The following is a 12,514-nucleotide window of genomic DNA, read 5'->3' as shown; positions in this document are numbered from 1 at the left end:
TCAGGCGCGGAACGCGTCGGCGTGCTCGGCGGCCCACTGCGCGAACGTGCGCGCGGGGCGGCCGGTGACCTCCTCGACGGTCGGGACCACCGTGTACGCCGACGCGGGCGGGTCGGCGTGCCAGCCGACGACGAAGTCGACGACCTCCTCCGTGGCGCCCAGCCGCCGCATCCGTTCGCGGGCCTCCTCCTCGGTCAGTTCGACGTACCGGAGCTCCCGGCCGATGGCCGCCCCGATGGCGGCGACCCGCTCGGGCACCGTCAGCGCCTCGGGGCCGGTCAGCGTGTAGCTCCTGCCGCCGTGGCCGCCCTCCAGCAGGGCGGTCGCCGCGACGCCGGCGATGTCCGCCTCGTGGACCACGGCGGCGCGCTGCCGGCCGAACGGCTCCCGTGCCACGCCCTCGGTGCGGATCGACTCGGCCCACTGCAGCGCGTTGGACATGAACTCGACCGGCTGGAGCAGCGTCCACTCCAGGCCGGACGCCTCCACCGCCTCCTCCACGGGCCCCTTCACGCCGCTCCACAGGACCGTGACCCGCCGCACCCCGGCCCCGGTGGCCAGCTTCACGAGGTCCGGCCCGGTCCGCAGCGGGGCGAAGCCGTCGCCGCCGGTCGTGATCAGGTGCAGGGCGGTGGCCCCGTCCAGCGCCGGGCCGAGGGACTCCGGAACGGTGAGGTCGCCCTCCACGACCTCCACCCCGTCGGGCAGGTCCGCCCGCTCCGGGTGCCGGGTCAGGGCGCGTACGGGCCGGCCGGCGGCGAGGAGCTCGGCGATCAGATGGCGGCCGACGTTCCCCGTGGCCCCCGTCACCAGGACGGTCATGTTCTGCTCCTTCTCCCGACACTTCTCCCGGCACACCATCCGCTGCGTGTTCGCCGGGACACGACAGGACCGTAGAACCTCATGCCGACTTGAGGTCAAGCCGGTTGCGCGGGAGAGGGACGGGGCGGCGCGGGACCGCGCGGGAGCAGGCCCGTGCCGACGGCCACGCCCCGGAACCCGCCGGCCCCGGCGGCGGACACCTCCGCCGCCGGGGCCGGCGGGCGTACGGGCGCGGCGGCCGGTCCCTTCGGAAGGGGTGACCGGCGGGACGCGGCCGCCTGGTCAGCGGCGGACTATGTCCGCGTAGCCCTCGACCTCCTGCGGGCTGCGCGGCCCGGGGCCGACGTAGCGCGCGGAGGGACGCACCAGGCGCCCGGTGCGCTTCTGTTCCAGGATGTGCGCGGCCCAGCCGGCGGTGCGGGCGCAGGTGAACATCGAGGTGAACATGTGCGCCGGGACCTCGGCGAAGTCCAGCACGATGGCCGCCCAGAACTCCACGTTGGTGGCCAGCACCCGGTCCGGGCGCCGGTTGTGCAGCTCCTCCAGCGCCGCCTTCTCCAGCGCCTCGGCGACCTCGTAGCGCGGCGCGCCCAGCTCCTTCGCCGTACGGCGCAGCACGCGCGCCCGCGGGTCCTCCGCGCGGTAGACGCGGTGGCCGAAGCCCATCAGGCGCTCGCCGCGGTCCAGGGCCCGCTTGACGTACGCCACGGCGTCCCCGGTCCGCTCGATCTCCTCGATCATGCCGAGCACCCGGGAGGGCGCGCCGCCGTGCAGCGGGCCGGACATCGCGCCGACCGCGCCCGACAGCGCCGCCGCCACGTCGGCGCCGGTGGAGGCGATGACGCGGGCGGTGAAGGTGGAGGCGTTCATGCCGTGCTCGGCGGCCGACGTCCAGTAGGCGTCCACGGCCGCGACGTGCTTGGGGTCGGGCTCGCCCCGCCAGCGGCGCATGAAGCGCTCCACGACGGTCTCGGCCTTGTCGATCTCCTTCTGCGGGACCATCGGCAGGCCCTGCCCGCGCGCCGACTGGGCGACGTAGGACAGCGCCATCACCGCGGCGCGCGCCAGGTCCTCGCGGGCCTGCTCCTCGTCGATGTCGAGCAGCGGTTTCAGACCCCACACGGGCGCGAGCATCGCCAGCGCGGACTGCACGTCCACCCGGATGTCCCCGGAGTGCACCGGGATGGGGAAGGGCTCGGCCGGGGGCAGGCCGGGGTTGAAGCTGCCGTCCACCAGCAGACCCCACACGTTCCCGAAGGAGACGTGGCCCACCAGGTCCTCGATGTCCACGCCCCGGTAGCGGAGGGCGCCGCCCTCCTTGTCGGGTTCTGCGATCTCCGTCTCGAACGCGACGACACCCTCGAGGCCGGGTACGAAGTCGGACATCAGGCGGCTCCTCGTATGTGGTTCGGCGGGAGGGCGACGGCGGGTGACCCGAGGGGGCCGATCGGCTCTCGACGGGTCCACCGGAGCGGTTCCGCCGTCACGGGGGGCCGGCGGTCCGGGCCGGTCCCCGGTCGTGCCCAAGCTGCTGGTGGTCACCGGCAGCGGGTGGTCGGACACGATAGCCCGCGATGTGCGAAGGCCACAGTGGTCCAGCGAGCGATTCTGTCGGGTCCGGCAGGTGCGGGGAAGGGTGAGATGCGGCACACTCCGCGTTTACCCGGGCCCAGGTGTACGCGGGACGCGGAACGGGCAAACTCGTCCGCCGCCGCCCGCGGTCGTGTGACGGCCATGTTGCAAGATGAACGCGTGCCCCAAGCCGACGACGCAGCCCGCGAAGCCCTCGCCCACCGCCCCCACCTGGACCCCGCCACGATGCGGGCCCAGTACCGCGCGGAGGGCCTCGACGAGCACGACCTCGCCGACGACCCGTACCGGCAGTTCCTGCGCTGGTTCGAGGAGGCGGTGACCGCCGGGCTGCACGAACCGAACGCGATGGTCGTCTCGACGGCGGACGGCCGCGGCCGTCCCAGCTCCCGCACGGTGCTGCTCAAGCAGTTCGACGAGCGCGGCTTCGTCTTCTACACCAATTACGGCTCCCGCAAGGGGCGCGAGATCGAGGCGAATCCCTACGTCTCGCTGCTCTTCCCCTGGCACGCCATCGCCCGCCAGGTGATCGTCTCGGGCACGGCGGAGCGCACCGGCCGGGACGAGACGGCGGCCTACTTCCGCACCCGCCCGCACGGTTCGCAGCTCGGCGCGTGGGCCAGCGAGCAGTCCTCGAAGGTGGCCTCCCGCGAGGAGCTGGACCGCACGTACGAGGAGCTGGCGGCCCGCTACCCCGAGACCGAGGACGTCCCGGTGCCGCCGCAGTGGGGCGGCTACCGCGTCGCGGCGGAGACGGTGGAGTTCTGGCAGGGCCGCGAGAACCGCCTCCACGACCGGCTGCGCTACGTCAGGAGGGGCACGGCCTGGGCGGTCGAACGCCTCTGCCCCTGATGTTCAGGCGTCCCCGGCGCCCCGGCGCGAGGCGCCGGGGACGCAGACGACCCGCGGGCCTGGCCCCGGTCGCGCGCTGCGCGACGGGGGTCGGTCGGACGTACCGACAGCCCGCGGGTCGGGTGACTGCTTGGGATTGGCCGGCGGTGCCGGCATCACGTCGTGACGTCGGCCCCTAGGCCGCAGCCACCTCACGCGTCCGGTTTTCACTCATCTGCCGAACCACCTCCCTTCTCGTGTACCTGGAACGTTAGGCGCCCCCGGCGCCGCCCACAAGCGAATTTCGGGGCCGCAACGATTTCCCGGAATCCCGTGTGGGCTGCGTCACGTTCGAGTTGAATGATCGGGAGCGCGGTTGTGCACAGCGTCCGGCTGGGGGTGTCAGGTGACCGCTCACTCCGAGATCCACTTCGACCACGGCGCCGGTGACGGGGGTGACGTCCGCAGCGGTCCCACCGGGTCCGTGCCGCCGCCCCCCGGCCCCGGGGCCGCCGGGGGCACCGACGGCGAGCTGCTGCTCGCGGCCCTCCTGGACGGCATGGACGCGGCCCTGTGCGCCTTCGACGCCGACGGCGTCGTCACCCACTGGAACCGCGAGGCCGAGCGCATCCTGGGCTGGACGCAGGAGGAGGCGGTGGGCCGCCGCGGGCTGGCGGGCTGGGCGGTCCGTCCGGCCGACGCCGCGGACGTCCAGGCGCGGCTGCTCGGCGCGATGACCGCGTCCGGCCGTCAGGTCCACGAGTTCGCGCTGCTGCGCAAGGACGGCGGACGGGTGCTGGTGCGCACCCAGTCCTCCGGGGTGCGCGGCGCGGACGGCCGGCCGACCGGCGTGTACTGCGCGTTCAGCGAGGTGCACACGCAGATCGACCTGGAGCGGTCGATCGCCCTGAGCGAGGCGCTGTTCAAGGACGCCTCCTGGGGGGTGGTCCTCGTCGACGCCGATCTGCGCCCGGCCGTCGTCAACGTCCACGCCGCCCGCGCGCTGCGGGTCGGCCGCACGGCGATGCTCGGGCGGCCGCTGGGCGAGCTGGTGGAGCAGGGGCTGGAGGAGCTGGAGAGCGCGCTCCAGCACGTGCTGGCGGAGGGCCCGCCGCCCGCCCCGGCGGAGCTGTGGGTGACGCTGCGCGGGGAGCCCGGCAGGGGGGACCGGGGGAGCAGGGGCGGCGGGGACGCGCGCCGCTGCTGGCGCAGCGGCTTCCTGCGGCTGGTCTCCCCGATGGCGGAGGACACGCCGGTGCCGCTGGGCGTGGCGTGGTTCTTCCAGGACGTCACCGACGCCAAGCGGGCCGAGCAGGACGCGGCGCGCTCCCGCTTCCGCGGCAACCAGCTCCACCGGGCGACCCGGGCCGCGGCCGAGTGCGAGGACCCGATGGAGGCGGCGGCGGTCCACCTGGACTTCGCCCTGGCGGGCTTCGCCGACCACGCCCTGCTGGACGTGGCGTCCGGCGACCCGCCGGTCCGGCTGGTGCGGGTGGCGGAGGCCCCGGCCCCGGGCACGACGGCGACGGGCGTCCCGGTGCGCTACCCGGAGGACCATCCGGCGTTCCAGGCGTACGAGCGGTGCGGCCCGGTCCGCACCAGCGTGGGCGGCCCGGCGGCCCCGGAGTGGGCGCGGGTCCGCAAGTGGCCGGAGGGCACGGTGCACGGCCTGTGCGTGGTGCTGCGCAGCCGGGGCCGCTCGCTGGGCGTGCTCACCTTCCTGCGCGGTCCGAGCCGCCGCGCGTTCGACCGCTCGGACGCCGTCTACGCGGAGGGCGTCGCGGACCGCGTCGCCGCGGCGGTCGACCTCGCCCGGGCCCTGTCCTGACGTCCCGGCCCCGCGGGCGGGGCCGGGACGCGGTGCGGGCGGCGCGGCCGGCGCCGTCAGCGGCGGTAGAAGATGCGGTCCGCGTACTCCTCCATGACGCGGCCGTTCCACTCGTGGCCGCCGTCCACGTTCCCCGAGCGCAGCAGCGGCGGGGTGATGCCGCGGGCGGCCAGCTCGCCCGCCGCCGTGGCGACGACCGCCTGCATGACCGCGCTCGTCACGACGGTCGAGGCGGGGGCGAAGGGGGCGCCGATGCCCTCCGCGGTCAGCTCCGCGTCGCCCACCGCGATCTTGCTGTCGACGACGACGTCGCAGTGGTCCTTCAGGAAGGTGCCCGAGGGGTTCTGCGGGGTCGTGGCGTCCGCGTACGCCACCGAGGTCACGCCGATCACCTTCAGGCCGAGCTCCCGGGCGCGCGAGGCCATCTCCACGGGCAGCGCGTTGCGGCCGGACAGGGAGATGACCACCAGGACGTCGCCGGCCCGCACCGGGCCGGCCTCCAGCGCGGCGGACGCCAGGCCCTCCACCCGCTCCAGCGCGCTGCCCAGCGTGGCGGGCACGACGTCGACGCCGACGGTGCCGGGGACGGGGAGGAGGTTCATCACGGCGAGGCCGCCGGCCCGGTAGACCACGTCCTGGGCGGGCAGCGAGGAGTGTCCCGCGCCGAAGGCGAAGACGCGGCCGCCGGAGGCGAAGGCGTCGGCGATCAGCTTCCCGGCCGCCGCGATGCTGTCGGCCTCCTCCTCCCGGACCCGCCGCAGCAGACCGATGGCCGCGTCGATGAACCGCTCCGCCAGCCCGTTCCCGCTCATCCCGTACGGCCTCCCGTCGTCGCACCACGCCCCGGCACATGCCCCGGCACACGTCCCGGAGCCCCCGGGACACGGCGATCACGGTGAGGTCTGGACCACTGCGCTGTCAACACCGCGTGACCGTGCGGGCGGCGTTCGACGGATCGGATCCGGTTGTCCGCGCCATGCGTCAGAATTGAGTCCAGGGCCACCGCACGAACCGACGAGGGGCACGCATGTCCGGACTCATCGACACCACGGAGATGTATCTCCGCACCATCCTGGAGCTGGAGGAGGAGGGCGTGGTCCCCATGCGTGCCCGCATCGCCGAGCGGCTCGACCAGAGTGGTCCGACGGTGAGCCAGACGGTCGCGCGCATGGAGCGTGACGGGCTGCTCACGGTGGCCGGCGACCGACACCTGGAGCTGACGGAGGAGGGCCGGCGGCTGGCGACGCGCGTGATGCGCAAGCACCGGCTGGCGGAGTGCCTGCTCGTCGACGTGATCGGCCTGGAGTGGGAGCAGGTGCACGCCGAGGCCTGCCGCTGGGAGCACGTGATGAGCGAAGCGGTCGAGCGCCGCGTGCTGGAGCTGCTGCGGCACCCCACCGAGTCGCCGTACGGCAACCCGATCCCGGGCCTGGAGGAGCTGGGCGAGACGTCGGAGGCCGCGCCGTTCCTGAGCGACGACATGGTGAGCCTGTCCGAGCTGGACGCGGGCCCCGACGGCAAGACGGTCGTGGTGCGCCGGATCGGCGAGCCGATCCAGACGGACGCCCAGCTCATGTACACGCTGCGGCGGGCCGGTGTGCAGCCGGGCGCGGTGGTCAGCGTGACGGCGGGCGCGGGCGGCGGCGTGCACGTCGGCAGCAGCGGGGAGACCGCGGAGCTGTCCCCCGAGGTCGCCACGCACGTGTTCGTCGCCAAGCGCTGAGCGACGGCCCGTCCCGTACCGGCAGCCCCGCACCGGCCCTCGCTCCCGTACCGGCCGTCCCGCGTCCGCAGCGTCCGCCGGCCGCCGCCCTGGGCACTCCGGGCGGCTCCGACGCGTTGTCTCCCCGTGCGCACCCGGTCTCCGGCGCCATGGCGTCGCCGGAGTTGCCGGAACGTGAGCGGCGGGGGGCCGCCTCGTGACACGCTTTCCCGGACGGATGCGCGGACGGAAGCAGACGGAAGGGGCCGTCCATGGGCCTGCCGGACCCCCGGGACCTGCCGGGCCACCGGGATCCCGGCGGCGTGGGCCGCCGGGATCCCGCCTCCCCGTGTCCCCCCTTCCCGCTGCCCCCCGGTGCGACCCTGAGCCCCGAACTCCCAGGGTCGCTCCCCGCGGACCCCTGTCCCCGAGTGGTCCGCCTCCCGGTAGCTGTCTCCCCTCGGTCCGACCGGACGACACTCGCTGAGCGTCACTCAAAAGAGGGGTGTTGCACGTCAGATGGGCTTGTTCGAATAAAGGTTCGATAGCGTGGTCGCCGGCAGGCGACGAGGCAAGCGGACGAGCGGACAGGAGGAATGGGGGTGCCAGGACGCATGGTTCGACGCATCAACATCAGGGGAGCGGGCGGTCTGCGGCTCGCGGCCTGGGAGTTCGCCGACCCGCCCAAGGGCGTGCAGGCGGGGGGCGACCGGAAGGTGCCGGGCGTACTGCTGTTGCACGGTCTGATGGGCCGGGCCTCGCACTGGGCGGTCACCGCCCGCTGGCTCTCCGGGAGTTACCGCGCCGTCGGCCTGGACCAGCGCGGTCACGGCCGCAGCGACAAGCCGACTGACGGTCCGTTCGACCGCGAGGCGTACGTCGCCGACGCCGAGGCCGCGATCGAGCAGCTCGGCCTCGCCCCCGTGGCGCTCGTCGGCCACGCCATGGGCGCGCTGACCGCCTGGCAGCTCGCCGCCAAGCGCCCCGACCTGGTCCGCGCCGTGGTGCTCTGCGACATGCGGGCCTCGGCGCTGGGCGCCCGCTCGCAGCGCGAGTGGGAGCAGTGGCTCGCGACCTGGCCGGTGCCCTTCGCCACGCTCGCGGACGTCCGCAGGTGGTTCGGCGAGGAGGATCCCGTCCTGGAGCGCCCCTCCCCCTCGCGCGGCGACTTCTTCGCCGAGGTGATGGCCGAGCGCATGGACGGCTGGCGGCCGGTGTTCTCCCGCCGCCAGGTGCTGATGATCCGGGAGACCTGGGTCCACGACGCCCACTGGGAGGAGCTGGCCCTGGTGCAGTGCCCGGCCCTGGTGGTCCGCGGCATCGACGGCGAACTGGGGCGCGCAGAGGCGCAGGAGATGGTCCGCGTCCTGCCCCGCGGCGTCTACGCCGAGGTGCCCGACGCGGGCCACCTCGTCCACTACGACCAGCCGGAACGGTGGCGGGAGGTCGTCGAGCCCTTCCTCCAGGACGCGCTCCCGGCCTGAACGCCCGGTGCGGGCGCCCAGACCGGAGAGGGTGTCCGGACGGCGGCACGACGGCCGCCGCCCCTAGCGTTCGCGCGCCGCGGCGGCGTCCCGGCCGCAGGCGTACGCCAGCGGCGGGACGATCTCCTCGGCGTCGGGCAGCCAGCGGTTGGCCGCCGTGGGCTCCCGTACCCACAGCACCGGGCCGCGGGTGCCCAGCCGGCTCGGCGGCGCCGCCAGCCAGTCGCCCTCGCCCCGGGGGGTCATCCCGAGACCGTCGGGCGACCAGCCCAGTTGCCGCACCAGGCCGGGCACCTTGGCGGCGACGCCCGGCAGGACGAAGAAGAACATCCGCCCGTCCGGTGTGCTGACGACGGGACCGAGCTGCACCTCCATCCGCTCCATCCGCGCCAGGGCCAGGCAGCCGGTGGTCTCCGGCACCTCTATGACGTCGAAAGTCCGTCCGACCGGCAGCAGCACCGACGCCTGCGGATGCTCCGACCACATGCGGCGCACGACCGTCACGCTGCCGGTCGCCTGCGCCGCCCAGTCCTCTTCCACGGGGTGGGCGCCGGGCGCCTCGCAGTCCGCCTCGCCGCAGGAGCAGCGCGGCACGCCCCCTTCGTACTCCAGCCACGCGCCGGGGAACACGTCCCAGTGCCGCTCGCCCGCGTAGCGCACCGCATGGTCGACCATCTGGCCGGTCAGGGGTTCGCCGCGCTGCTGGGGGAGCTGCGGATCAGTCGTGACGGACGTTGTCGTTGTTGTGATGTTCATGGCCTCCTCCACGACCATCACAACTTTACCGGTGACCAAGGGTTACGGCCTGGGGATCGATTCGCGGAGAAGCATCGTTCCCGCACGCGGGGCGCACGGGTGCACGGGCGGGGGCGCGTGCATGAACGGACGGCCGCGAATGGGTAGTTCCCTGCCGGGCGCAACGCCGGAAATCTTGGCATATGCGCCCGGCAGGGCGGGCGGGACGTGTGGGGAGCGTCCCCGTCGTCCGGCCGTCCCAGTCGTCCCGGAGGGCGCCCCGCGTGCTCCCGGGGCACCGGCCACCAGCAGAACCAGGAGGGGGACCGCATGGCCGCAAGGCCGTTGGTCGCGCGGCAGCCGAACGAACGGTTGCAGGCGCTCATCCAGGAAGCGGGCTGTTCCAACGCGGGACTGGCCCGCCGCGTCAACATGTGCGGCGCCGAGCACGGGCTCGACCTGCGCTACGACAAGACCTCCGTCGCCCGCTGGCTGCGCGGTCAGCAGCCGCGCGGCCGGGCGCCGGCCATCATCGCCGAGGCCCTGGGCCGAAAGCTCGGCCGGACCGTCACGGTCGAGGAGATCGGCATGGCCAGCGGCCGGAACATGGCCGCGGGCGTCGGCCTGCAGTTCGCGCCCACCGTGTCCGGCGCCATCGAGCAGGCGTGTGAGCTGTGGCGCAGCGACGTGGGGCGCCGCGACCTCCTCACCGCCCAGCCGGCGACCTTCTCCGCGCTGGTCGAACCCAGCCGCGACTGGCTCATCACCGGCCCCGACCCCCAGGTGGCGCGCGCCTCCGGGCCCCGGGTCGGGGCGTCGGACGTCGCGGCCGTACGGGACACCACCGCGGCCCTGTCGGAGCTGGACCACCGCTACGGCAGCGGCCACGTGCGGCCGGTCGTCGTCCACTACCTCAACAGCGTGGTCTCCGGGTTACTGGCGGGCTCCTACAGCGAGTCGGTGGGGCGCGAGCTGTTCGGCGCGGTCGCCCGGCTCACCGAACTGGCGGGCTACATGGCCGTGGACACCGGCCAGCCCGGCCTGGCACAGCGGTACTACATCCAGGCGCTGCGCCTGGCCCAGGCCGCGGACGACCGGGCGTACGGCGGCTACGTCCTGGCCGCGGGCATGAGCCACCTCGCGGTCTCGCTCGGCACCCCGCGGGAGATAGCCCAGCTCGCGCGCGCCGCGCAGGAGGGCACGCGGGGACGGGTGACCCCGCGGGTGCAGGCGATGTTCCACGCGGCGGAGGCGCGCGGCCACGCCCTGCTGGGCGACGCCCGCACCTGCCAGCTCGCCGCCGGGCGGGCCCTGGCGGCGTTCGACCGGGCCGAGTCGGCGACGGACGCGGGCGACGACCCGGACTGGATCGCCCACTTCGACGCCGCCTACCTGGCCGACGAACTCGCCCACTGCCACCGGGACCTGAACCAGCCCATACCCGCCCAGCGCCGTGCCGAGGAGGCCCTGGCGGGCCATCCGGAGCAGCGGACGCGGCGGCGCGCGATCGACATGCTGCTGCTCGCCACGGCGCGGGTGCAGCAGCGTGAACTCGAACACGCCTGCCACGTGGGCGCGCAGGCGGCCGAGCTGCTGAACGGGCTGCGTTCGGAGCGGGGTTCGGAGTACCTGGACGACTTCCGGGGACGTCTGGAGCCGTACCGGGACGAGGCGGTGGTCAGGGAGTTCTCGGAACGGCTGGAGTCGGAGGCGGTTCCGGCGTGAACACGTGGTGATCTTGGGGGTTTCGCCCCGGCCGGGAACGGGAAGGATGCGCCGTCACGTCCGGGGACGTGGTCGAGTGTGCGAGTGACCGGGTAGCGTGAGCCGACGATCGTGACAGTCAGGCGAACGAGGAGTCCCGGTGACGACGCACAGCCGACAGGGCGACGAGGCGCGTGAGGGTGTTGTCCTGCCGTCGAATGGTGAGCCGTGGATTCCCGGCCGCGGCGACTCCCAGGTGAGCCCGCCGGCAGGACAGCCCTGGGGGCAGCCGTGGGGACCCGAGTCGCCGCCCGGGCAGCCGGCGGCCCCGGCCCAGCACGCACCGCAGCCGCAGCAGATGCCCCCGCACGCGCCGCAGCAGCCCCCGGCGGCGGGCGCTGTGCCCGGGGCCGCCGACGAGACCCAGCTCCTGCCGCCGATGGCCCCGACAGGCCCCGCGGGTCCGGCGGGTCCGGGTGACGACGCCACCCGGGTCCTGCGGCCCGTCTCCGGCGCCACCCCGGAGCGGGACACCGAGAGCACGACGCTGCTCCGCAGGCCGCTGCCGCCCGAGGGGGCGCCCGCGCCCGCCGCCGGCTCCGCGTCCGCCGCTCCCGCCGCCCCGCGGCGCGCGGCCCCGCCGCCGCCCGCCGGCGCCCCGTACGGGATACGGCCCGGCACCCCCGCCGACCGTCCCCCGCACGCGGACTTCGAGGGCCTGTTCCGGTCGCCGGGCGCACAGCCCGCCGACGCCACCCAGCAACTGCCCCCCTACAACCCGGCCTCCGCCCCGCCCCCGGCGCAGCCGGCCCCGCCGCCGTACGGCGGCGGGCACGGCGGACCCGGCGGGCCCGGTCGCTCCGGCCGCTCCGGCGGGCGGCGCGGCCTGCCGCGCGCCGCGGTCGTCGGGATCGTCGTCGCGGGCTGCGCCGTCGCCGGACTGGCCGCCGGGGCGGCGCTCAGCGGCGGCGACGACGACCGTCCCGCCGGGCAGCGGCAGGAGGCGAAGGCGTCGCCCTCCGCACCGGACGGAGCGGCGCCGTCCCCCTCCGCCGACCCGGCCGAGGCGCAGGCGAAGGAGCTGGACAAGCTGCTCGCCGACAGCAACAACAGCCGCACCACGGTCATCCGGTCGGTGGAGAACATCAGGCAGTGCAAGAACCTCGCCAAGGCCGCCACCGACCTGCGCGACGCCGCCCGCCAGCGCAACGACCTGGTGACCCGGCTGGGCCAGATCGAGATCGACGAGCTGCCCAACCACCAGGCGCTGGCCGACTCCCTCACCAAGGCGTGGAAGGCGTCGGCCGCGGCGGACAACCACTACGCGGCATGGGCCGACCAGGTCGCGGGCAAGAAGGGCTGCCACAAGGGCAAGGCGCGCAACACCGGCCAGACCGCCCAGGGCAACCGCGCCAGCGGCGAGGCCACGGCGGCCAAGAAGCAGGCGGCCGGGCTGTGGAACCCGACTGCCCGCCAGTACGGGCTGCCCGAGCGCCAGTTCAGCGAACTCTAAGTCCCTCGCAGGGGCCGCAGGAGCCTCTCTCCCCGGGCGGAAGCGGGATCACCGCCTCCGGGGAGACCGCCGCCTCCCCCGGAGGCGGCGGCCCCGTACAACTCCGAGGTCTCCCCGCGGATCGACCGGGCCGCGCAGGGGGCACGCGGCACCGCCGCCACCCCCGGCGAGCAACCCGAGCAACCGGGGCCGCGCATCGGCGCCTTCGCCCCCGGCCTGCGCGGCAACCGGGCGGCGATCGCCGTCAACGGCCGGTGGGCCCGCCGTCGTGCGGGAACCGCGGACCTCAGCCGTCGGCCGACGCG

10 protein-coding genes are annotated in these 12,514 nt (G+C 75.0%); 6 read left to right on the top strand and 4 right to left on the bottom strand.

Features of this window, described 5'->3' with window-relative positions; translation table 11 throughout:
• Both VE546_RS26090 and VE546_RS26085 read right to left on the bottom strand, forming a co-directional pair.
• Positions 1-822, bottom strand: coding sequence for an NAD(P)H-binding protein (locus tag VE546_RS26090; protein WP_324926523.1), 822 nt, complete (start codon positions 820-822; stop codon positions 1-3).
• Positions 823-1,104: 282 nt separating this feature from the next.
• A complete protein-coding gene (locus tag VE546_RS26085; RefSeq protein WP_324926521.1) occupies positions 1,105-2,208 on the bottom strand; it encodes a citrate synthase 2 in 1,104 nt (367 codons plus the stop codon).
• Positions 2,209-2,640: 432 nt separating this feature from the next.
• Between VE546_RS26085 and pdxH the strand changes: the two genes are divergently transcribed.
• Positions 2,641-3,264: a pyridoxamine 5'-phosphate oxidase gene (gene pdxH / locus VE546_RS26080; protein ID WP_324926589.1), complete on the top strand. Its 624-nt coding sequence runs from the start codon at positions 2,641-2,643 to the stop codon at positions 3,262-3,264.
• Between the two features lie 385 nt (positions 3,265-3,649).
• Entirely contained in the window at positions 3,650-5,071 is a 1,422-nt protein-coding gene (locus VE546_RS26075) for a PAS domain-containing protein (protein ID WP_414720591.1), read from the top strand.
• Positions 5,072-5,127: 56 nt separating this feature from the next.
• Here the strand turns inward: VE546_RS26075 and VE546_RS26070 are convergent, their stop codons facing one another.
• Positions 5,128-5,883 carry an SIS domain-containing protein gene (locus VE546_RS26070; RefSeq protein ID WP_324926519.1) on the bottom strand — a complete coding sequence of 252 codons (756 nt, stop codon included), beginning with the start codon at positions 5,881-5,883 and terminating at the stop codon, positions 5,128-5,130.
• Between the two features lie 215 nt (positions 5,884-6,098).
• Between VE546_RS26070 and VE546_RS26065 the strand changes: the two genes are divergently transcribed.
• Both VE546_RS26065 and VE546_RS26060 read left to right on the top strand, forming a co-directional pair.
• Positions 6,099-6,794, top strand: a complete 696-nt coding sequence (locus tag VE546_RS26065) for a metal-dependent transcriptional regulator (protein WP_324926517.1) — start codon at positions 6,099-6,101, stop codon at positions 6,792-6,794.
• A gap of 593 nt (positions 6,795-7,387) precedes the next feature.
• Positions 7,388-8,257 (top strand): alpha/beta hydrolase, encoded by an 870-nt coding sequence (locus VE546_RS26060; protein ID WP_324926515.1) that lies wholly within the window; start codon positions 7,388-7,390, stop codon positions 8,255-8,257.
• 63 nt (positions 8,258-8,320) lie between these two features.
• Here VE546_RS26060 and VE546_RS26055 read toward each other — a convergent pair whose 3' ends face one another.
• Positions 8,321-9,013: a bifunctional DNA primase/polymerase gene (locus VE546_RS26055; protein ID WP_324926514.1), complete on the bottom strand. Its 693-nt coding sequence runs from the start codon at positions 9,011-9,013 to the stop codon at positions 8,321-8,323.
• Between the two features lie 309 nt (positions 9,014-9,322).
• On the opposite strand from VE546_RS26055, the gene VE546_RS26050 reads away from it, so the two are divergent.
• Positions 9,323-10,717, top strand: a complete 1,395-nt coding sequence (locus tag VE546_RS26050; protein WP_324926512.1) for a transcriptional regulator — start codon at positions 9,323-9,325, stop codon at positions 10,715-10,717.
• Positions 10,718-10,856: 139 nt separating this feature from the next.
• Positions 10,857-12,209: a hypothetical protein gene (locus VE546_RS26045; protein WP_324926511.1), complete on the top strand. Its 1,353-nt coding sequence runs from the start codon at positions 10,857-10,859 to the stop codon at positions 12,207-12,209.
• The last annotated feature ends 305 nt before the right edge of the window (positions 12,210-12,514 follow it).

Source organism: Streptomyces sp. (assembly GCF_035644915.1).
Classification (GTDB): domain Bacteria; phylum Actinomycetota; class Actinomycetes; order Streptomycetales; family Streptomycetaceae; genus Streptomyces.
Note: the sequence above shows the minus strand (reverse complement) of the source record. Positions and strands in the feature narration are given on the sequence as shown.